The 21224-nt window shown below is 49.5% G+C and carries 15 protein-coding genes and 2 pseudogenes; 13 read left to right on the top strand and 4 right to left on the bottom strand.

Annotated features, from left to right (window positions below; all coding sequences use genetic code 11):
• The first annotated feature begins 38 nt into the window (after positions 1-38).
• The 3 genes from IM303_RS04845 to plaP all read left to right on the top strand — a co-directional run bounded on the left by IM303_RS04845 (position 39) and on the right by plaP (position 2598).
• The gene (locus IM303_RS04845; protein WP_049137393.1) at positions 39-968 is read left to right on the top strand and encodes a LysR substrate-binding domain-containing protein; all 930 of its coding nucleotides are present in this window, start codon (positions 39-41) and stop codon (positions 966-968) included.
• Between the two features lie 219 nt (positions 969-1187).
• Positions 1188-1250 carry a membrane protein YoeI gene (yoeI, locus tag IM303_RS04850; RefSeq protein WP_099458931.1) on the top strand — a complete coding sequence of 21 codons (63 nt, stop codon included), beginning with the start codon at positions 1188-1190 and terminating at the stop codon, positions 1248-1250.
• Positions 1240-2598: a putrescine/proton symporter PlaP gene (gene plaP, locus IM303_RS04855; RefSeq protein WP_028013759.1), complete on the top strand. Its 1359-nt coding sequence runs from the start codon at positions 1240-1242 to the stop codon at positions 2596-2598. Before yoeI ends, plaP begins: the two co-directional genes overlap by 11 nt.
• A 58-nt stretch (positions 2599-2656) precedes the next feature.
• Here plaP and sbcB read toward each other — a convergent pair whose 3' ends face one another.
• A complete protein-coding gene (gene sbcB, locus IM303_RS04860) occupies positions 2657-4093 on the bottom strand; it encodes an exodeoxyribonuclease I (protein WP_153656654.1) in 1437 nt (478 codons plus the stop codon).
• A 198-nt stretch (positions 4094-4291) separates the two neighbouring features.
• Between sbcB and dacD the strand changes: the two genes are divergently transcribed.
• The 5 genes and pseudogenes from dacD to IM303_RS04885 form a co-directional block, all read left to right on the top strand.
• The gene (gene dacD / locus IM303_RS04865; RefSeq protein WP_192971370.1) at positions 4292-5458 is read left to right on the top strand and encodes a serine-type D-Ala-D-Ala carboxypeptidase DacD; all 1167 of its coding nucleotides are present in this window, start codon (positions 4292-4294) and stop codon (positions 5456-5458) included.
• A 119-nt stretch (positions 5459-5577) separates the two neighbouring features.
• Positions 5578-6051 (top strand): DNA gyrase inhibitor SbmC, encoded by a 474-nt coding sequence (sbmC, locus tag IM303_RS04870; RefSeq protein ID WP_028013756.1) that lies wholly within the window; start codon positions 5578-5580, stop codon positions 6049-6051.
• 92 nt (positions 6052-6143) lie between these two features.
• Positions 6144-7202, top strand: a complete 1059-nt coding sequence (locus IM303_RS04875) for an FUSC family protein (protein WP_028013755.1) — start codon at positions 6144-6146, stop codon at positions 7200-7202.
• 158 nt (positions 7203-7360) lie between these two features.
• Positions 7361-7696, top strand: a complete 336-nt coding sequence (locus tag IM303_RS04880) for a DUF496 family protein (protein WP_028013754.1) — start codon at positions 7361-7363, stop codon at positions 7694-7696.
• 448 nt (positions 7697-8144) lie between these two features.
• Positions 8145-8264: pseudogene (locus IM303_RS04885) on the top strand (patatin); the annotation flags it as partial.
• Between the two features lie 158 nt (positions 8265-8422).
• On the opposite strand, the gene IM303_RS04890 reads toward IM303_RS04885, so the two are convergent.
• Positions 8423-9304 (bottom strand): hypothetical protein, encoded by an 882-nt coding sequence (locus IM303_RS04890; protein WP_085802821.1) that lies wholly within the window; start codon positions 9302-9304, stop codon positions 8423-8425.
• 394 nt (positions 9305-9698) lie between these two features.
• Between IM303_RS04890 and IM303_RS04895 the strand changes: the two are divergent.
• Positions 9699-10058, top strand: a pseudogene (locus tag IM303_RS04895) (JAB domain-containing protein); the annotation flags it as partial.
• On the opposite strand, the gene IM303_RS04900 reads toward IM303_RS04895, so the two are convergent.
• Positions 9987-13388: a DEAD/DEAH box helicase gene (locus IM303_RS04900; protein WP_193359639.1), complete on the bottom strand. Its 3402-nt coding sequence runs from the start codon at positions 13386-13388 to the stop codon at positions 9987-9989. The pseudogene IM303_RS04895 and the gene IM303_RS04900 sit on opposite strands and share 72 nt — an antisense overlap.
• Positions 13375-14148: a Hachiman antiphage defense system protein HamA gene (locus tag IM303_RS04905; protein ID WP_085802824.1), complete on the bottom strand. Its 774-nt coding sequence runs from the start codon at positions 14146-14148 to the stop codon at positions 13375-13377. The genes IM303_RS04900 and IM303_RS04905 overlap by 14 nt, the downstream gene beginning before the upstream one ends.
• Positions 14149-14758: 610 nt before the next feature.
• Between IM303_RS04905 and IM303_RS04910 the strand changes: the two genes are divergently transcribed.
• The 4 genes from IM303_RS04910 (at position 14759) to IM303_RS04925 (ending at position 20739) form a co-directional block, all read left to right on the top strand.
• A complete protein-coding gene (locus IM303_RS04910; RefSeq protein ID WP_064793689.1) occupies positions 14759-15946 on the top strand; it encodes an ABC-three component system protein in 1188 nt (395 codons plus the stop codon).
• Positions 15946-16449 (top strand): three component ABC system middle component, encoded by a 504-nt coding sequence (locus IM303_RS04915; RefSeq protein WP_085802825.1) that lies wholly within the window; start codon positions 15946-15948, stop codon positions 16447-16449. Before IM303_RS04910 ends, IM303_RS04915 begins: the two co-directional genes overlap by 1 nt.
• Positions 16446-18389, top strand: coding sequence for a DUF3732 domain-containing protein (locus tag IM303_RS04920; protein ID WP_157738361.1), 1944 nt, complete (start codon positions 16446-16448; stop codon positions 18387-18389). Before IM303_RS04915 ends, IM303_RS04920 begins: the two co-directional genes overlap by 4 nt.
• A gap of 532 nt (positions 18390-18921) precedes the next feature.
• A complete protein-coding gene (locus tag IM303_RS04925) occupies positions 18922-20739 on the top strand; it encodes a hypothetical protein (RefSeq protein ID WP_227014122.1) in 1818 nt (605 codons plus the stop codon).
• Positions 20740-21224 lie beyond the last annotated feature (485 nt).

Here is a 21224-nt window from a genome sequence, read left to right on the forward strand (position 1 = left end):
CCGCAGCGGAGACCGTCGCACACCGAAAGGGGGCGAGCATGAAACCGCTGCTGGATGTTCTTATTATTCTGGATGCACTGGAAAAAGAGGGGAGCTTTGCGGCTGCCTCGGCAAAGCTTTACAAAACCCCTTCGGCCCTGAGCTACACCGTTCAAAAACTGGAAAGCGATCTTAACATACAGATCCTCGATCGCTCCGGGCACCGCGCGCGGTTTACCCGCACCGGGCAGATGCTGCTGGAAAAAGGCCGTGACGTTCTTCATACCGTTCGCGAGCTGGAAAAGCAGGCCGTCAAGCTCCATCAGGGATGGGAGAATGAGCTGGTGATTGGCGTGGATGATACCTTTCCGTTTTCTCTACTGACGCCGCTCATTGAAGCGTTTTACCAGCATCACAGCGTCACCCGGCTGATCTTCATCAACGGGGTGCTGGGCGGCTCCTGGGAGGCTTTAACCCAGGGCAGGGCGGACATCTTTGTCGGTGCCCTGCATGAGCCTCCCCAGTTGAGTGACTTTGGCTTTGCCCGCCTGGGCGTGCTGGAGCAGGTATTTGCCGTGGCGCCCCATCATCCGCTGGCTCAGGAGCCTGATCCTCTTAACCGCCGCGTTATTAAGGGGTACCGCGCAATAGTAGTCGGGGACAGCTCTCGCCCCGAATGTGCGGTTTCCTCGCAGCTGCTGGATGAGCAGGAGGCCATTACCGTTTTTGACTTTAAAACCAAGCTGGAGCTGCAAATTAGCGGCCTGGGCTGCGGCTATTTACCGCGCTACCTGGCGCAGCGCTTTATTGATAGCGGTGCGCTTGTTGAAAAACAGGTGCTTGCGCAAAGCAGTAACGAATCGGTGTGGGTCGGCTGGAATGAACAAACCGCCGGGCTGGCCAGCGCCTGGTGGCGGGACGAAATTTTAGCAAATAGTGCTATCGCCGCAGTTTACTCTCAGGGGAGCGCCGAGAAATCAGCCAGTTAGAAAAAAGAAAATGACCCGGTGCGTTGCAAAGTATTGCCTTTTGTATCCGATGTGGGGCAAAATGCCGCCGCTGCAACCAAATGAATAATCGACGATATAAAAGGCGTCGGTTATTTTTTTTTGCATGTACGAAACGAAACTAAAAACCAAGAGGCCGGGCTTCGTACCGGATAGATATTTACTAAAATCCGACAGTTGTTGTCGCTGAGGAAGAAAGAAATGGGGCAATTTTTCGCTTACGTGGCGGTTATCACCGTAAAGGAGAATAACTATGTCGCATAACGCAACTCCAAACACCTCTCGCGTGGAATTACGTAAAACGCTTACGTTGATTCCGGTTGTTATGATGGGCCTTGCCTATATGCAACCGATGACGCTGTTCGATACATTCGGTATCGTATCGGGCCTCACTGACGGTCATGTGCCGACGGCTTACGGCTTTGCGCTGATTGCGATCCTCTTTACCGCGCTGAGCTACGGTAAACTGGTGCGTCGCTATCCGTCTGCAGGTTCCGCCTACACCTATGCCCAGAAATCCATCAGCCCGACGGTTGGCTTTATGGTGGGCTGGTCTTCGCTGCTCGACTACCTGTTCGCGCCGATGATCAACATTCTGCTGGCAAAAATCTATTTTGAAGCGCTGGTGCCATCGATTCCCTCGTGGATCTTCGTCGTGGCGCTGGTAGCCTTTATGACGGCCTTTAACCTGCGAAGCATCAAGTCTGTTGCCAACTTTAACTCCGTTATCGTTGTGCTTCAGGTTGTCCTGATTGCCGTGATTCTTGGCATGGTGATCTATGGCGTATTCCACGGCGAAGGCGCGGGCACCCTGGCGAGCAGCAAACCGTTCTGGTCTGGTGATGCGCATGTGATCCCGATGATTACCGGGGCGACGATTCTGTGCTTCTCCTTTACCGGTTTCGACGGGATTAGCAACCTGTCTGAGGAAACGAAGGATGCAGAGCGCGTGATCCCGCGTGCCATCTTCCTGACGGCGCTGATTGGCGGTCTGATCTTTATTTTCTCGACCTATTTCCTGCAGCTGTACTTCCCGGATATCTCGCGCTTCAAGGATCCGGATGCGTCTCAGCCGGAAATCATGCTCTATGTGGCGGGTAAAGCGTTCCAGGTCGGCGCGCTGATCTTCTCCACCATCACCGTACTGGCGTCCGGTATGGCCGCGCATGCAGGCGTTGCGCGTCTGATGTACGTAATGGGTCGTGATGGCGTATTCCCGAAAAGCTTCTTCGGCTACGTGCATCCAACCTGGCGTACCCCGGCGATGAACATTATCCTGGTCGGTGCGATCGCGCTTCTGGCGATTAACTTTGACCTGGTGATGGCAACGGCGCTGATTAACTTCGGTGCGCTGGTGGCGTTCACCTTTGTTAACCTGTCGGTTATCTCTCAGTTCTGGATCCGTGAAAAGCGTAACAAGACGCTGAAAGATCACTTCCAGTATCTGTTCCTGCCGATGTGCGGTGCCCTGACCGTGGGCGCGCTGTGGGTTAACCTGGAAGAGAGCTCGATGGTGCTTGGCCTGATTTGGGCAGGTATCGGTCTGGTGTACCTGGCCTGCGTTACGAAGAGCTTCCGTAACCCGGTTCCTCAGTACGAAGACGTTGCTTAAGTCTTAACGTATCAAAAAAAAACCGGAGACCTTGTCTCCGGTTTTTTTATATCTCACTTCAGACTATCTCTTGCGCGTACTGGAACAGGGCTTTTAACAGGATCTGTTTTTCTGCATTGCCTTCATACTGGTTGTATAACGACTCAAGCTCCTGCGCGTAATGCTGCAGATACTCTGGCGTAAACACGTTTCGACGGTGCTGCAGCCAGCGCGCCTGTTCTGCTTCATCCAGCGTGCCGGGATAATTGCGCGCCCGGTAGTTAAACATCAGCTTTTCGATGCGCTTATCGGCGAAGGTGATGTCCAGCGCAGGTAAGTTACGCGGCTCGGTTTGCAGAACAATATTCATGGCTGCGCGGTCGGCATCGCTGAAGAAGCCGTTGTAGAGCTGGGCATCCACGTTTTCGGACGGCACGAACGGCTCCGCCTCGGCGAAGATGGCGACCACTTTCTCGCGCACCTGCGGGTTATCGCGAAGCACTTTCAGGTTATCCAGGCAGTGCTGACGGTTAATGCCCAGCCTGTCGGCATCTTCCGGACGCAGCGTGTTCGCCTGCGCCAGCACCGGACATTTATTGATGTGCACCAGCTTAACCGGCACCGCAGGCAGATCGCCGAGTTCATTTTTCGGGGTGTAAAGCCGTTCGCGCAGGGTATCGCTGTCAAGCTCCAGCAGCGGCGAAATATCGCCCGCCAGGTCCACCATGATAACCGCATTACGGTTATCCGGGTGCCACGCCAGCGGCGCAACCCAGCTGGTATTGCCGCGCCAGGCGCCAAACATGCCGGAGATATGCACCAGGGGCTTCATCTGCGGTACGTCGATAAGGGTCATGAGCTTCTGCTTGCTTCGGTGGCTCAGCAGATATTCAAACAGCCGGGGCTGTGCGGTTTTCACCAGCTTCGCCATGGCAATGGTGGCATAAACGTCTGCCATCGCATCGTGGGCATTGCTGTGCTCGATGCCGTTGGCGCGCGTCAGGTGTTCCAGCCGGAAGCTGGTTAGCCCTTCCTCATTTTCCGGCCAGTTAATGCCTTCAGGGCGCAGGGCATAACAGGCGCGCATGATGTCGAGCAGATCCCAGCGTGAATTGCGGTTCTGCCAGCTCCAGGCGTACGGATCGTAGAAGTTGCGATAGAAGATATTGCGCGTCACTTCATCATCGAAGCGGATGTTGTTGTAACCGACCACGCAGGTATTAGGCACGGTAAACAGATCGTGGATACGGCGGGCGAACTCTGCTTCGTTAACGCCTTTTTCTCGTGCTTCCTGCGGCGTGATCCCGGTGACCATTACCGCGCCGGGCTGCGGCAGGTAGTCATCAGCCGGTTTACAGTAAAAGACCTCAGGCTCGCCAATGATGTTGAATTCGTCATCGGTGCGGATGGCGGCAAACTGCGCCGGTCGGTCCAGCGCCGGATGCGTGCCAAAGGTTTCGTAGTCGTGGAATAAAAAAGTCGGGCGTGCGGCAGAGTCAGACACCAGTAATACCATCCTGTTAAAAAATGACGTCACTATGGTAAACGATCGTGCGGGTCAGACCGAATAAAAAGCGCCGCCGCGTCGCAAATTTGCGAGACCGCTTCCGCGTAAAACCTGCGTTCTGTCACATTTTTTTGCAATTAAGCCAGGTAACGACATCAGAAGTCCCGTAAAAAGGTCATCGATTTTTAATGACCTGAGGATATACCGTTGAAACGCCGTCTGTTTATTGCTGTTTCTTTACTCGCTTCGAGTGTCTCATCTGCTTTTGCGGCCGAACCACTGGATTTTTCGCCGCAGCCTCCGGCCATTCAGGCTGGCTCCTGGGTGCTGATGGATTACACGACTGGTCAAATTTTAACGGCGGGCAACGAACATCAGCAACGTAACCCGGCGAGCCTCACCAAACTGATGACGGGCTATGTGGTCGACCGGGCTATTGATAGCCACCGCATTACCCCGGATGACATTGTCACCGTAGGGCGTGACGCGTGGGCAAAGGGCAACCCGGTTTTTGACGGTTCGTCGCTGATGTTTCTGAAAGAGGGCGATCGCGTCACCGTGCGTGACTTAAGCCGCGGTCTGATTGTCGATTCCGGCAACGATGCCTGCGTGGCGCTGGCCGATCACGTGGCGGGCGGGCAGCCGCAGTTTGTGAAGATGATGAACGACTACGTGCAGAAGCTGAACCTGCGTGATACGCACTTTGAAACCGTCCACGGTCTGGACGCGCCGGGCCAGCACAGCTCGGCCTATGACCTGGCCGTGCTCTCCCGGGCCATCATTCACGGTGAGCCAGAGTTTTATCATATGTACAGCGAAAAGAGTCTCACCTGGAACGGCATCACCCAGCAAAACCGTAACGGCCTGCTATGGGATAAAACCATGAACGTGGACGGCCTGAAAACGGGGCATACCTCAGGAGCAGGCTTTAACCTTATTGCCTCCGCGGTGGACGGTCAGCGTCGTTTGATTGCGGTGGTGATGGGCGCAGACAGCCCGAAAGGGCGCGAGGACCAGGCCCGCAAACTGCTGCACTGGGGGCAGCAGAATTTCGATACGGTGCAGATCCTGCATAACGGTAAAAAAGTCGGAACAGAGCGTATCTGGTACGGCGATAAAGAACAGGTGAAACTGGGCACCGACCAGGACTTCTGGCTGGCCCTGCCGAAAGCGGAAGTACCGAACATCAAAGCCAAATACGTGCTGGATAAAAAAGAGCTGGAAGCACCGATTACCGCGCATCAGCGGGTCGGGGAGATCCAGCTCTATGACCGCGACAAGGTCGTGGCGCACTGGCCTCTGGTCACTCTGGAAGCCGTTGATAAGGGAGGCGTATTCTCACGCCTGAGCGATTATCTTCACCACACGCTTTAACCGCTGATGGGCAGACTGGCAGGGTTGCGAGTCTGCTCACATAATAAACACTCCTCGTTTGCCGATAATAGAAATCCTGCTTTATAGTGTATAAATATACAGTACTAATCGGAGGCAGCATGGACTACAGCATCAAGCAGCAACAGAAACGTAAGATTGCGGGTTTTCATCTTGTTGGGCCGTGGGAAAAAACGGTCAAGCAGGGTTTTGAACAGCTGGTCATGTGGGTAGACGGGCGTCACATTGAGCCGCTGGAGTGGGTGGCGGTCTACTACGATAACCCCGATGAGGTTCCGGCAGAAAAACTGCGCTGCGATACGGCCGTTACCGTACCGGATGATTTCGTCATCCCGGAAAACAGCGAAGGGGTGATGATGACGGAAATCGCGGCCGGTGATTATGCCGTGGCGACGGCGCGCGTGGAAAACTACGACTTTGCAACCCCGTGGTATCAGTTCTTTAATTCCCTGCTGCAGGATAATAAATATCAGATGGCGCTTAAGCCCTGCTTTGAGCGCTATCTCAATGATGGCAACGCGGACGGCTACTGGGATATTGAAATGTTTATCGCGGTAGAGCACAAAACGGTTTAAGCCTGCTCAATGAAGGGTTTTTCAGCCGGGAGCGATCCGCCCGGCTGAAAACACAGTACAATTGTGATTTGCCGTGTTGCTGGAGAGCGGGTGTGCGTCCCGACAAATCATTAACCCCTTTTGAAATTCGCTTATATAAACATTACCGCGTGGTGCACGGGTGTCGCATCGCGCTGGCGTTCGTGTTGACCTTTGTACTGGTCAGGTTGCTGGATATACCGGAAGGAACGTGGCCGCTGATCACGTTGGTGGTGGTGATGGGGCCAATCTCATTTTGGGGAAACGTTGTCCCGCGCGCCTTCGAGCGGATAGGTGGTACCGTGCTTGGCTCTGCTCTGGGGCTGATTGCCCTGAAGCTTGAGCTCATCTCATTTCCAGTGATGCTGGCATGGTGCGGTGCCGCCATGTTCCTGTGCGGCTGGCTGGCGCTGGGCAAACGGCCTTATCAGGCGCTGCTGATTGGTATCACTCTCGCGGTCGTGGTCGGCGCGCCAGCAGGGGATATGACCACGGCGATGTGGCGAAGCGGGGATGTTATTCTGGGCTCGCTGCTCGCCATGCTGTTTACCGGCATCTGGCCGCAGCGGGCTTTTCTGCACTGGCGTATCCAGATGGCTAACTACGTCACGGCGTTTAACCGCGTTTACCAGGCGGGGTTTTCACCGAATCTGGTTGAGCGTCCCCGGCTGGAAAAGCATCTGCAAACCATCCTCAACGACGTGGTCAAAATGCGCGGCCTGATAGTACCAGCCAGTAAAGAGACCCATATTCAGAAAGCGATTTTCGAAGCTATCCAGACGGTCAGCCGCAATCTGGTGTGCATGCTTGAACTGCAAATCAATGCGCACTGGGCCACGCGTCCCAGCCATCTGTTGATGCTTAACGCCCAGACCCTCAAAGAGACGCAGATGATGACGCAGCAGACCCTGCTGACCATCGCCCATGCGCTCTATGAAGGCAACCCGCAGCCCGTGCTGGCGAACAGCGAGCGGCTCAATGAAATCGTGGCGGAACTGAAGCAGTTAATCAACGAGCGGCAGGGCGATAACGTGGCGGAAACGCCCATTCACGGCTATGTCTGGCTGAGCCTGGAGCTAGCGCGACAGCTTGAGCTGCTATCGCACCTGATTTGTCGGGCGCTGCGCAAATAAAACGCGGATGTGACGCCTGCTGCTTCGATTCAGCAGCAATTGGGGTTATGATAGCTTTAAACGATATAGCCATTGTCATTCGCAGCCGCTGTCAGTAAGGTTATTGTTACAACGGTTGCTTTAACGAATCCGAATCTCACATTATCAGGGGTGTAAAAATGGAAACTATCAAGCCTTCGTTCCAGGATGTTCTGGAATTCGTCCGCCTGTTCCGCCGCAAAAACAAACTGCAGCGTGAAATCCAGGACGTTGAGAAGAAGATCCGTGACAACCAGAAACGTGTTCTGCTGCTCGACAACCTTAGCGACTACATCAAGCCGGGCATGAGCGTTGAAGCTATTCAGGGCATCATCGCCAGCATGAAGAGCGACTATGAAGACCGCGTTGATGATTACATCATCAAAAATGCCGAGCTGTCCAAAGAGCGTCGCGACATCTCTAAAAAGCTGAAAGTGATGGGCGAAATCAAAAACGCCGAAGCTAAAAGCGAATAATCGCAGCGAATTGTGAAAAAGGCTCTCTGGTGACAGGGAGCCTTTTTTATTTGACGATCAACGGTCCGCTGATTTGTAGGTCGGGTCAGGCGCAGCCACCAGCCGACAATTCTACCCGACGCAGAAAAGCAAAAAGCCTGCTACAAAGCAGGCTTTTTAAATTTGGCTCCTCTGACTGGGATCGCCTTTGCCAGTAGCTGGCTAATAAATAAGCTAAACCTGAAAGCTCTTGTTGTCAAGACCACCAGAATGACCACCAAGTGCTGAAGTGCAACAGACCATAAAATGGCCTCTCGCCAGTCGGCTATCGAGTTGGTTTCTCTGACCATGAACGCCGCATATTAATGACCTGCTCAACATCGACTAAATAGCTGCGCGGAATAGTAGATCACTTTGAGGGAACCCAGCCCGGATTGTGCGATCAGATCAATCACCAAATCAAAACAAATCACCAACCTATTGTGAAGATCTCCGCACTTATTTTGCGGATGGTGGTTTGGTCGCTAACAACCCCAGCTATATCGGTCTGCTGGAAGTTTTCAGGGACATGAAGTTTGATTTTCCTGATGTTACTCATAAAGTCAGTGTATGTATCGTAATAGGTGATGCTTTGTTTCCACATTTTCACCGACTGCACTCTTTGTATCTCTTCCTGCGAGCATAACCCGGATGCACTGGCTCACGCTGAAGTACCCGATACACACGTGCATCGGACCTGTAGAAAGGTTACTGTGTTTGAAACTCCCAGGCATCAATCTCACCGAAAGTGATCTTTTTGCGATGGTTTACCGCTTCCGAAGGTACTAAGTATAATTTGTCTTCCATTTGGAAAAAATAATAACGATTTCCAATGATGATTTTTTCTTCAGGATCTGGATATTTTTCCTTAAATATTTCATTGTCATCGTAGAAACATTTTGCAGGATAAGAGACTCGATCGATAATGAGGTCAGTGGAAGTCATGGGGGCGTTGATAGTGTGCAAATCGCGAGCTTCATAGGGGGTTATGAACAAGTAGTCGGACATCAACTCTACTCGTTGAACAAACTCATGTTCACTATCGTTATTTTTTTTAAGAATATCAACTAACCCGGAATAGAGAGCGTTTTTTTCAAAGAGTGAATTACCGGTCTTTGAGAATTTTACATATTGGTAAATCAGTTCATTGATAACTCTGAACTGCGGAATGGTGACAGTGGTCTCGCTGGCTGTCACTTCGGCACCGTTATAGTTGAGCCGATGGTGAAGCATTTTATTTCTAATCTGAGAACACATTTTGTACAGCGTATGAAGGAACAAATCATCAATTGAATCTTTATCAATATTGGATTCGAGAATGAGGATTTTTTTGTTGAAGCTTTCGTTGACACAGTCAAAACGAAGATCAACATAGCTATCCAGATAATCAAAGAAAATAGGAAATAGGACAAATTTTGTGTAATTATTTTGCAAGCTGCTATTCCATGAGAAAAAACCTATGCAGTTTAATGGGTATTTTGTAGTTGAGCTACCATTCGTCTTGCTGTATAAAAATCTATTGTTTGCCATATTGTTCATAAAGCAGTTACCGATAATAGCCTGAACAATGTCAAAATGTTTTTGCATCATACTGTGACTCCATGTCTGTAAAACATAATAAAACCTTAGATAAGAGGGGAATACTTAAATTTGCGCCAATGATCCTAACATTGTGGTGTTGAGACAAAAGCAATGATTGGTCACTGATGGCCGCCATTTTACTAAGAGTGTGATAGGGGTATCGTCTTGTTAACGGGTATACAGAACGCAGAACAGCAAAAAATCCTGCTTAAGTATCCTTAAGCGGACTCTTCTTAAATACGGCTCCTTTGACTGGGATCGCCTTTGCCATTAATTGGCTGATAATTAAGCTAAATCGCAAATCCCTTTCTGTCAAGCCCCCCCAAACTGACCACTTATGCTGTACATGCAATCTATCTTGAGCATACAAATCTTTTGTTAGTCAGAGTTTAAGTGCACCCGTTTTAGTTCCACGGCGCTGGTCAAGGAATACCTGCGCAGCAAGTTGGCAGGCTTTGAGCATGAAGTCTTTGCGGTGCTGTTTCTGGATACGCGCCACCGGCTGATCGAGCACCGGGAGATGTTCCACGGCACCATCGACAGTGCATCGGTGTATCCGCGTGAAGTGGTCAAGGAAGCCCTGGGGCTAGTTGAGGTGCGTATGCTGGATCAGGTCATTGTGGCCGGAGCAGGCTCCGTGTCGTTTTCGGAGCAGTGGCTGATTTTACGTACCATCTACACAAAAAAGCTATCAGTCCTTATCCACCCAACGCGCCTCGCCTTTTCCAATACGGCGGATGGTGACACTCGTTCCGCTCTGTAGAGATTCAACTTCAAGCAGGCTCGGTAGTTCCGCCTGAAGCCTCTGTCTGATTGTTGTGAGCTGTGAAAAATCTGGCGTCGCTATCGACACTTGTCCATCTTGCGGATCAACTTCAATACGCAGAGGCACTGTTGAGTCTGTTGCCCATTGCATCGTCCACTCCTGCGACGCCCACCTGCCATCTACGCTTGACACAACGTCGTGCCGAAACTGCTGCCAGATTGCATGAGTCTCAAGCGTGGGCCATCCAGGAACATGGTCGAAGCCTGCTACTTCTTCCGATCGTAACCAGGTTTTCATTTCCGCGCGATTCGTGAAGGCGGGCGCGAGTTGCTCCACGGCTATCTTGGCGGCCACCCGCGAGGGCAGTCCGGCCCGAACAAGCATGGCCATGGCGTTGGACGGTAGTCCAGCTTCCAGGCAGGCGGCAGCAGCTCCTTCGACGGGTAGTTCTGATTCGCCTCCATTGATGCGCCGATTCATCCGGATGGCTTCAATCGCCCAAACCAGGCGATAGACAAATGCGTCGTCCACGAAGCGCATTCCCTCTTGGCCGATGGCTGCTACGTCTTGCCCTCGCACCCAAGCTCCCAGCAAGTCTCTCCAGTTCGCCGGCAGTGGGTCATCTGGAACGAAGGGACGGATCGCAAGAAGCCGCTCTCCCATTCCAATGAGAGCAGCGATCAGGGCATCTGCGTCACTGGCGAGGGCGGCTGCATCGGCACGGTCAAGAAGCTCAGTCAGCACGACAGCCAACGCGTCGATGGCAAGGCCCGATTCTAGGCCCACTCCCATCGCGAACTGACCTTTGCGTTGCTCGACCGTTGTTTTGTTCCAAATGAGCTGTGCTCTACTGAGGAGAATCCACACTTGCTTCTGCTTTTCGGCGCCGTCAAGGTGAGCGATTTGCCTTGCCCAAAGTGAACCCGCAAGGGCTTCATCGAGCAGCCTTGGTAGATCCGCACTTTGCGCGTCAAGCGCTTCGACGAGCCCAAGGACGGTTGTATCCAACCGCTCGATGAGGCTCTCCATTGAGTCTGACTCCATCTCACCATCTACAGCATCCGGGAACCAAGCATCTTGCGTGCTAGACAGGTAATCCATGGCATCCCCACGCGCAAAAACACCCGACGTCGCGAGGCGCCGTATGACCTCGTTGACCACGACAATGATGCCGCTTGAGAGTGACCGAGCCTTGGCCGACGTGACCAACTCTCTCCATCGCTGGTGGCGCCAATTTTCTGGCTGATGCATTACGTGGATCACGAGTCCTTCGAGATCCACGAATGCGCGCCCGGCGCGGCCAGCAACGTTGGCAAACTCCTCACCCGTGATCAGAGTGCCCGCCCTGTACAGATTTGGGATCAGGAGTACCGCTGCATTGAGGTTCAGTCCCTGCGCCAAGGTGGGTGACGCCACGGTAACGCGTAGAACGCCTGCGGCAAGTAGTGTCTCCACTTCCCGCAGGAAGGGGCCGGGAAGACGACCATGATGAATCGCAACGCCGATGGCCAGACAGCGTACTGCAGGATGTTCCGCGCCTAGCCACTCCCTACCTACGGCCATGGCACGTTCAACCTCTTGGGCGTTGGCAAGCAGAGATGGCAGAAAGCCTCGTCGCTGCAGGTCCAGGGCCGTCTCGGCAAATCCTTCAACATGATCTCGTTGGGTGCAAAATACGAGAGCTCTCTTTCCTTGCTCAGAGAACTTCCATGCCGCTGCGAGAGTTAGCTCCTTGTTGTCCTTTGGAAATGCCGTACGACGAGGGCGAATGGGTGGGACCTCTGGCACAAAGTGTCGAATGAAAGGGCCATTTGGCTCAAGGTCGAAGCTCAGCCGCGCAGAATTTCCGAGCCAAGACAGAGTGCCAAAGCGCTGACGCGTAGGGCGCCAACTGGACTGGATCGGATCGCCAGGCGCATCACTGCGAATCCATGCAGTCAGATCGTTGAGCTGATCGCCTGCCGGCAGAATTGCCGAAAGACAAACGATCCGCCGGTCGCCATGGTCAGTGCGCCGCAGCAACCGTTGCACCAGATTCTCATAGCGGATCTCGCGTTCACTTGGACCAATCAGATGTCCTTCGTCTAGGACGATCAAGCCGACATCATTGATGATGTCGGGGTCGTTCCGCAAAGCAAAATCCAACTTTTCTGGGGTGGCTATGACGATGTTCTGTTCCCGGAGCGCATCCTCGTCATTTCCTGCTACACCGCTGCTTCCATACAGCGACGAGACGGAAAATCCAAGAGGTGTGAATGTCTTGCGGAAGGAGCGCTCGGTCTGAGCGGACAGAGCCCTGAGTGGCGTGACTATCAAAACGCGTTTACCACACGCCAGAGCCATCAACGCAGCGATCTCTGCAATCCGCGTCTTGCCCGCGCTCGTGGGGAGCGCGACCACTAGGTCGTCGGAGACATCGACGGCTCGCTGTGCCGCCAGAAGTTGAGAAGGCCACAATTCGACCTCAGATGACCTCCTGCAGTACAACTCAGAGACAAAAAGCTTCCGAAGTTGTGCGTAGTCTTGCGAGCCTAGTGGCCCTTCGGAGGGCAGAACCTTGTGCAGACTGCTTGCCCAAAGATCATCTATCAGGTTCACGGTGATTCGAAGAATCCACCAGAGTGACACCGCGCTGGCCGCTTTGGTCAATGAAATCGCCCGTTTCAGCAGGTTGCGAGCTTCTACAACGAGGGACTCTTGGCCGGTTTGCAGGGCAAACTCAAAGAACACCAATGCTCTGAACATTGTCGACGTCGCTACACGCGAAACGATATCGTCGGGGTCAAGCGCTCCCTCGGCCGCAGCTCTGGCGATTCCCTCATCTCGGTTCGCTGGGCTGCTAAGCCACTCCCTCGCACGTTGAACCAAGCCTTGAAGATCACGCACGATTAGGAGCGCGAGAGCATCCTCGGCAGGCGAACGATTCTGATCGGCCTGTAATTGCGACAGAAGCGAAAATGCCAGCGCAGAGTAGTTGGCCAAGTGAAAGGAAGCAGCCCCCACTGTTCGATAGAACCCTCGAGATGCGTCGGCCTGTGACCCGTTCTGAACCAATGCCTCAAAGGCCCCACCTGCCTGTACGAAGCCTTTTCGCCAAGTCACTGCATCACCTTCAAGCTCGCGTAGCGCCAAGGAAGCACGTAGTACTGAGAAGCCATAGTCCGCAAGATCGGAGTCGATCCCTTCGCTGAAGGCTGGAGCGTCTGGTGGCAAGTTTCCTTCATGGCGAATAAGAGCCCTTGCTTGACCCCGGGCCTGCAAGCGACCTCGATATCCGTCTTGTGTGATGTCGAGCAGGAATGCAGTCAGTTCTTCAGTCGTTTCCAAGTGCCAGAGCCCTCTCGTAGCAGGCCAGAATGAAGGCCTGATGGTCTTCTATGCGCAAATTTGCAGAAAGATGGGGACGAACCAGATCCGCCGCTGCGAGATCGTCGTACAGTGCCTGAGGCGTGGCGTTGCCCGACAAGGTGAACAGCATGTGACTGGTTCGCCCTTGGGGCGCAGATCGACTGGCGACTTCATTACGAATCCGTCTACCCATCTGCCGTCGTTCGCCTTCACCCTCCATGAGTCGATCCGCGACGAAGAGAAGGGACGTTGCCGTAGGTCTGCCATCGTCTCTGGACAGTGCTTTTCGTGCCTCAGAGATGGTGGCGTTGGCAAGGTTTACACGACTCTTAGACTCGCCTTTTAAGTAGTGCAATTTTTGTTGGTCATCGAGCTTTAGACCGACGAAATCGTCGCCGCGCAGCGCCATCTCTCGACCATCTTTGTATCGCAGGCGACGGATCGGAACCTCGAATTCAAGATGTTCTTCGACCAACTCGGTCGCGAGGATCTCGCCAAGCTCTCCCGAACGTGCTCGGGTGGAGCGCGGCATGCGCTCAGCCAAAATTGCAGCCGCGCCTGGGTATCCCAACTCACGGACGTCTTCAGCTATTTCGTCCAAATTGTCGTAGTGAGCTCGGATCCGAGTAGTTAGGGTAGCTTCGATAGCAGCCCTTCCTCCATCGCGTTCGGACAAGCGCCATAGCTGCTTGTTGTCTTGCTCTTGGATAGTTATGTCGCACCAACGTGGATATAGCATTCAAAAGCTCCGTATTCTTATGCCAGGTCTTTCTGAGAGAGGTGGATTAAACCCTCTGTGCGACGGCCGCAAGCTGCAATTTTCTTCCAACCCAAAAGTTGCCTCACGTCATCACTTTAAGTTCTTCGACGTTACTCCGGCTTCAGCCTCGCGGAGAATACTAATGATCTGTTGGTTGGAAAAACGCTTCTTCATGGGGATGTCCTCATGTGGCTTATGAAGACATTACTAACATCGGGTGTACTAATCAACGGGGAGCAGGTCATTCATCCTGTCAAGACCACCAAAATGACCACCAATAGTTGCGGATTGAATAAATCAGGTTGAGCAATCCTCGGAATGTGGTGATCGTTACTATGGTTTAACCCTAAACGTTAGCATAACTAACGAGAGCATCGAGGAATCTATCCTAAGAGAGCAAAGAGGTCTAACAGTCTGCACATACTAAGAGTGGAAGTTGCTTACATAAGGGGCGGATGTTGTACTTGGACTGATTAGGCTATCTAGGGTTCCCCTCATAAAATATTTTTCAGAATCCTGGGTGTTGACAGTAGTAAATTGATTGGATTTCAGTTAGAAAATATTATCGATAAATTAACGGAGTGACGGGATGAGTAACGCGCATGAGGCCAGCGCGTCGGCCACTGGCTATCTGTATCAGTGTCGCTACGCATTGCTAAAAGGACTGGAAGCTACTCTGGATTCACCAGAGTTCAGGATTTCAATTGAAAAGTTTGATGATATAGCTTTTGAGGCAAACGGCTTACCGATTCATCTTATCCAGACCAAACATCATAAAGCCAAAACTGGAAAGCTGACTGACAGCAGCGCTGACCTTTGGAAAACGCTACTCATCTGGATAAAAAGTGTAGCCACCGATAGTGGCGGTTTCTCAAGAACTCGTCACTTCCTAATAACAACTGGTTTGGCACCTTCGAATTCGGCGTCTTTTCTATTACGAACAGAAAGTCGTAACGAGGCTCAAGCCGATTTTTTGTTACTCACGACTGCAAACAGTTCAAATAACCGCGCGCTACAAGAAGCTTTCAACGCCTATAAGCTCTTACCGGAGGAGGCTCGATTTGCTCTGTTAAGATCAATATATGTACTTGATAGATCTCCTTCGATTACTGATGTTAAAGAAGATATTTACCGGCAGTTGCACCGTGCTGTAGGAAGACAGCATATCGAAATTTTCACCGAGCGTTTAGAAGGCTGGTGGTTCGACCAAGTGATACGTATGCTCAGCGGCAATGAGGTGGGCAGCATCCCAGTGCTGGCTATTGAATCCCGCATTGATGAACTGCGAGAGGAGTTTCGACGTTCCTCATTACCTGTAGATTTTCGGTCATTTTCTCCTCCTCAAGAAGTGATCGCTCAGCTAGATAGTCGACCCTTTGTCAATCAATTGCGAAAGATAAATCTCGGTTCGGCTCGTATTGAGTATGCCATCCGTGATTATTACCGAGCTTCAGAGCAACGCTCAAAATGGGTAAGAGAAGAATTATTGCTTAATGATGAGCTTAAAACGTTCGAGCAAGACCTGATAGAGGCTTGGCAACCACGATTCGCCGCACAGAAAGACGATTTATTACCTGATAGTGATGAGTCCGATCGTATACGTTCTGGAAAGGACCTGTTCACATGGGCAGAACAGCAGGCATGTTTTCCTCTCCGCAGCCTACGAGAGCGGTTTCTTACCCACGGAAGCTACCATATTTTGGCTAACCGATACGCAGTGGGGTGGCACCCTGACTTCATGCAGAATAATAGTGATGAACAGAAAGGAGAGGATTGATGATGGAGCCTTGGTCTTCCCGTCCCATAGAGGAGAGCTACCTCTTCAACCCAGCTTTCTGCGTATTGCTTATAGCCAATACATCGTCAGAATTCAATAAAAAGACCGGTTGCTCTTTACCCTTTGCACTAGCCTTTATAATCCTTCCGATAATTCTTCATCAGAAAACACGCAAGGCTCTGCCTGCTACAACCGTAACGTCACTAATGGCATGGTGCCAGGACAACCGAGATACGATGATTAATTTCCCCGACAGAGTCAGGCGGCTAAACGGTATTACCCGTGAGAGCATATTATTTGGCACAAGGCAAAGCGCTCTTTGCTTGGATGAAAATGGTGACTTAAAGAAAGGAGCTAAACTGCTCCCACCTACAGAAAAACGAACGCCGCTGCTTACTCAGGAAGCCGGAGAATGCATTGAGCGTGCGGCATTTCTGGGGCGTTGGCTCGCAGCAGCTGGTACAACAGCGACTATTTATGCTGCATGGGGGATAGCGCCATGAGTCTTCAGATAGCCAGCCTTGTGATTTACAACCACGGGGGAGAACGTCGTGAAATCACCCTTCATCCCGGTCAACTGAACATCTTGACCGGCGCATCCAAAACGGGTAAATCAGCAATAATTGATATTATTGATTACGTTACCGGGCGAAGCGAATGTTACGTAGCCGATGGCGTTATCCGCAAATGTACGCAATGGTATGGGATCCTTTTTCAACTGAATGATAGCCAAATCTTTATCGCGCGACGCAATCCAGATGCCGGTACACAGTCTCACGGCGACATCTATATTGCCCGAGGGAGCTCCCTGTCGATTCCCGATGGCGCAACTCTCCACAAAAACACTACAGTCAACGCTGTGGAGAAATTTCTGGGAACGGCAATCGGCATTAATGAAAACGAACACCGTCCCCCGAGTCCTACGCGACCCTCTCTGGAGGCAAATTTCCGCCACTCGCTTCTTTTTTGTTTCCAGGATCAGAACGACATTGATAACAAACAGCGTCTGTTTCATCGCCAAGATGATGGTTTTATAGCGCAGGCTATCCGGGACACCTTTCCTTATTTTCTTGGCGCAATGGATGAAGAGCGGCTCTTACAGCAAGCCCAATTGGACGATGCGCGAAAACTACTGCGTCAGCTTGAAAGGTTGGTACGGGAAGCTGAATCGCTGGATGACGCCACATTTCCGCGTGCAAAAGCTCTTCTTGAAGAAGCTAAAATGGCAGGGCTTACCGACGATCGAACCGTAGTTGTAAACTATGAGGCCTGCATGACTCTGCTCCAAAGCTTGAGCGAGCGAGGAGTATTTTCAGATGCAGTTGTAGTAAGTGATCATGATGACATATTGATGCGACTGCGCTCAGAACGTCAAGGGATGCGTACTGAGCTTGAGAGACTGAATAGCGAGATTCGTGAAACGCGGGCGTTTACCTCAGAATCAACCGGCTATGAGCGAGAGGCGCGGGAGCAGCGTGCAAGACTCAGCGTAGTGAATTTGATAAAGTCCTCAGAGGTATCGCAGCTTTGTCCTCTTTGCGAAAGTCACCTCGAAAACATTCCTCCTTCTGTTGCTCAACTCAACCATTCACTCAATGAATTGAGCCGACAACTTGAGGCGGTAGAAGCAGAAAATCCAAGGCTCCAGAAGCGCTTAGCAGCCCTCCAAATACAGGAAAATACTCTCCTCAATAATCTTCGAGAGAATCAGAAAAAAATCAGTGATTGCATCCAACAAGCTGAATATCTGCGAGTACAGCAGGAAAACTTTATGCTGCAGGCGCGGACTCTGGGGAAAATCGCACAGTATCTTGAAACTGTCAGCGATGCAGAGCAGTATTCGGGTCTTCGCACCCGGTTAGAAAATCAGCAATTAACTGTAAGTTTCCTTGAAAAAAAATTGGATCCGACTGCTGTACGAGAGAAACTTGCGGCCTTCCTCAATATAATCGGCCGTTATATGACTGAATATTCGGAACTTCTCGATCTAGAACATCAGGGAAGCAACCTGCGTCTAGATATCCGCAAACTCACCGTTGTGGCAGATACCTTGGACGGACCGGTACCACTTTTCCGTATGGGCAGCGGGGAAAATTGGGTCGGCTACCATATTTTGGCTCATCTGGCCCTTCATCGCTGGTTCCGTCAAAAAAAACGCCCCGTGCCAGGATTTCTAATTCTCGACCAGCCATCGCAGGCGCATTATCCACCTGAAAAAGATAATGATGGGTCTATTGACGCTCTGAAGAATGAAGATCAGAACGCTGTAAATCGGCTGTTCAGCCTAATCAACCACGCTGCTAAAACGCTCGCCCCTGATTTACAGATAATAGTTATGGACCATGCAGACCTTAAAGATGACTGGTTTCAGGCTGCAGTCTCTGATCGCTGGCGTAATGGCGTAAAACTTATTCCAACAAGCTGGATAACACCCCAGAAATAATGGCAAGACGCAAATTTGAGCCTACAGCGCACTTATTTCTGAGCGTAAGAACACTGTGCTATGTTGGCGGGGATAGCTACTATCCGGTGACTGAAGTAATGAAGGTTTAACTGGAACAACGACGTCTAGGCAGGCGAAAGATTTGTAAGTAGGTCTGGAGAAGATAAGGTTTGGCTCTGCATGAGAATGTGAACGCTGGAACATAAATCCAATTGAGGCATTAACTATAACTTGCTGCAGTGCTGTGCCAATGCAATAAATTTAGTAAAAATATGATGGCTAGATTTGATAGGTTGATTTATAGGGGTTGTTATGTGTTTTGCAAATTTAAAGATACTCAACTTTCGTGATTTTGAGACAGTTAATATCCCTCTGACGGGCAACATAGTCTTGTTGGGCGAGAACCTCGTCGGTAAGAGCAATCTTCCATTAGCGATTCGCCTGTTCAACCTTATGATAGATAGATATTAATGGTGTGATTTATAAGGGAATGTACAATCATAAAAATGTGCCAAATACTAACAGGAGTTTTATGATGATTGATAGATTAGAGCTTACAAAAAACATTCAATTCTATAACTTAATAATACCAGAAGACAATCGAAACAGAACAATAACAGACGTTGAAATAACTAATATTTTGGATGCTGCAGATGACAATATTGAACCTGGTAGTGATTACCTATTAGAGGAGTTTAGAATTGACAAAAGATTAATTGAAAATGATATCCCTTATAAATATTCATTGCGAATCTTCCCAACACTCAAGCCAGTGTATTTTATTGGGGAGATCGAGGGCGGAGAGAACTACCAAGATAAAATTTATGCTTTTATATTAATTCTTGAGTTTGATAATAGTGTGGCAATAATAAAGAAAAGCTGTGCAAATATTTCAGATGATATTGAAAGAAGTTTTAATTTAGTATCGAGTAATTTATTGGCTAGCACCTTTAATGATTCTGATGTTTTATTCCAAAAAATATCCACAAGAACAATAACTAATTCAGATAAGGCAATCAGAAATAGATCTGCAGAATCAGCAGATCTTAAAGGTTCTTACTCTACTCATGCTGCTGGTAGGTCAATACCTTACTACTTAAAACTTAGGCAAGGTGCAATAATTAAGACAATCTCTGGTTCAGGACGATTGGTAGAGGCATCACAGAGAGTTAATTTCGATGAAATTGCGACATGGTCTTATAATCAACTTTGTCTGATAAGGCAAGGTGGAGGGGTTAAGGACTTCCTCAATTCTTTTGCAAAACAAAAAGATTTAAGTGAGGTTTTAAGATCTACTGTGCCAAGTGCCTTATTAATAGAAAGTACTTCATTATATGAAAAGTTACAATCGGAAGGCGCCATACTGAAATACAAATTGCCTGATGGATCCGATTGCATTCTAAATGAAATACAAGTAAATCGGTTGCTTCGTAAACTTGAAAAAGTTTATGAAATAAAATCCGACTTGACTATTCAAGTGCCGCTTGGTAAGGCTAAGATACGAAAAAACAACAAAACACTAACGATTGACTCTACTGTTCTAAAAAAAATAAAAGTTTCGTACAACTCTAAAGATATAACTTTGCAAAGTTATATCTTTAAAAATGGTTTCTACAGCATTACGTTTACTGACCCATGCTATATGTATTTTATGGGTAATTGTTTCGAAGACTCTTCAGGCATATCGGAAATCAATAACATATTAGAAATGCTTGTCCCTAAAGCTAATATAAAAAACGTCTTAAGTGAGAAAGGTTTGCTTTTAAAAGGAATGGATAAGTTCTCTAATGATTCCATGTTTGATGTGGTGGAAAACATTCATAGTGGGGATGATTACATCTTTTGCGATGACTTAGGGAATGAGTGGGCAGACCATATCACATTTAATAAAGCGGATTCATGCATTTGTTTCATTCATTCAAAGCATGGTGACAAAAGCACATCAGCAAGTAAACTTCATGACGTTGTTGGTCAGGGTATAAAAAATCTTGGATATATGTATTTTAATACTGCTGATTTTACTGTTAAATTAAAAACAAAATTTAATAAAAATTATACTGGAGTTTACAATAAAAAGTCAGTATCAACCAAGATAAAAAAGGTAAGAAAAGGTGACACTAAAAACATTAAAAAATACCTTGACGACCTTTTTAAGGATGTTAAATTGCATAGAAAATGCATTCTTAGCTGTTCATTTTTATCCAAAAAAGAGATAGAGCGCGAGTTCATTAATTTGCGAAGAAAAAAACCGGTTAAGCCTCATGTGATTCAACTGCTATGGATCTTGTCTTCTTTTTCTCATGCTGTAAAAGAGGCTAATGCTGTTCCAATTATTTATTGCGATAACTAGAAAACATTTTGAGAGGGGTAATAAACCTCTCAAAACAATACCGATGAATATTCCTAATTTATACTATCGATTGGAAGTTTGGAGTTTATTTGAAAGGTGCATCAAACTCTATGTATCCAATCTCAATAGATTAAAGTTCAAACTCTATATAGCATGCTTTATTTAGAAGGAGACAATTGATACTACTCTTTTGATCAGGTATCAATCGCAGAGCTATAAGAGTAAATAATAAAAAACTCATAAGCTGAATTGATGAGCTTTAAGTTACGCGCCAACAGGAAGGCAACTGATCCTATAAGATAATCCCTTGAAAAGTCAGCACTTGAATATGTGGGATTTTATCATGACCTCAAATAAGGCTGAGGCCAGAAATACGCGGGCTCCCGGCATCAGAGCGCCTAGCTTCTAGGCAATCCCCGAGCAAACCGCAATTGGCTTCGCTGCATAAGTGGTTGATAGAGAAAAGCGCGACACTGTCGTAGAAA

This window comes from Enterobacter cloacae complex sp. P38RS (genome assembly GCF_014930775.1).
Lineage (GTDB): Bacteria > Pseudomonadota > Gammaproteobacteria > Enterobacterales > Enterobacteriaceae > Enterobacter > Enterobacter bugandensis.

What these genes read in the sequence shown, in the direction of transcription:
- IM303_RS04845 (WP_049137393.1), top strand. Translation starts at nt 39, where the DNA reads ATGAAACCGCTGCTGGATGTTCTTATTATTCTGGATGCACTGGAAAAA.
- plaP (WP_028013759.1), top strand. Translation starts at nt 1,240, where the DNA reads ATGTCGCATAACGCAACTCCAAACACCTCTCGCGTGGAATTACGTAAA.
- sbcB (WP_153656654.1), bottom strand. Translation starts at nt 4,093, where the DNA reads ATGGTATTACTGGTGTCTGACTCTGCCGCACGCCCGACTTTTTTATTC.
- sbmC (WP_028013756.1), top strand. Translation starts at nt 5,578, where the DNA reads ATGGACTACAGCATCAAGCAGCAACAGAAACGTAAGATTGCGGGTTTT.
- IM303_RS04880 (WP_028013754.1), top strand. Translation starts at nt 7,361, where the DNA reads ATGGAAACTATCAAGCCTTCGTTCCAGGATGTTCTGGAATTCGTCCGC.
- IM303_RS04890 (WP_085802821.1), bottom strand. Translation starts at nt 9,304, where the DNA reads ATGATGCAAAAACATTTTGACATTGTTCAGGCTATTATCGGTAACTGC.
- IM303_RS04905 (WP_085802824.1), bottom strand. Translation starts at nt 14,148, where the DNA reads ATGCTATATCCACGTTGGTGCGACATAACTATCCAAGAGCAAGACAAC.
- IM303_RS04910 (WP_064793689.1), top strand. Translation starts at nt 14,759, where the DNA reads ATGAGTAACGCGCATGAGGCCAGCGCGTCGGCCACTGGCTATCTGTAT.
- IM303_RS04915 (WP_085802825.1), top strand. Translation starts at nt 15,946, where the DNA reads ATGATGGAGCCTTGGTCTTCCCGTCCCATAGAGGAGAGCTACCTCTTC.
- IM303_RS04920 (WP_157738361.1), top strand. Translation starts at nt 16,446, where the DNA reads ATGAGTCTTCAGATAGCCAGCCTTGTGATTTACAACCACGGGGGAGAA.
- IM303_RS04925 (WP_227014122.1), top strand. Translation starts at nt 18,922, where the DNA reads ATGATGATTGATAGATTAGAGCTTACAAAAAACATTCAATTCTATAAC.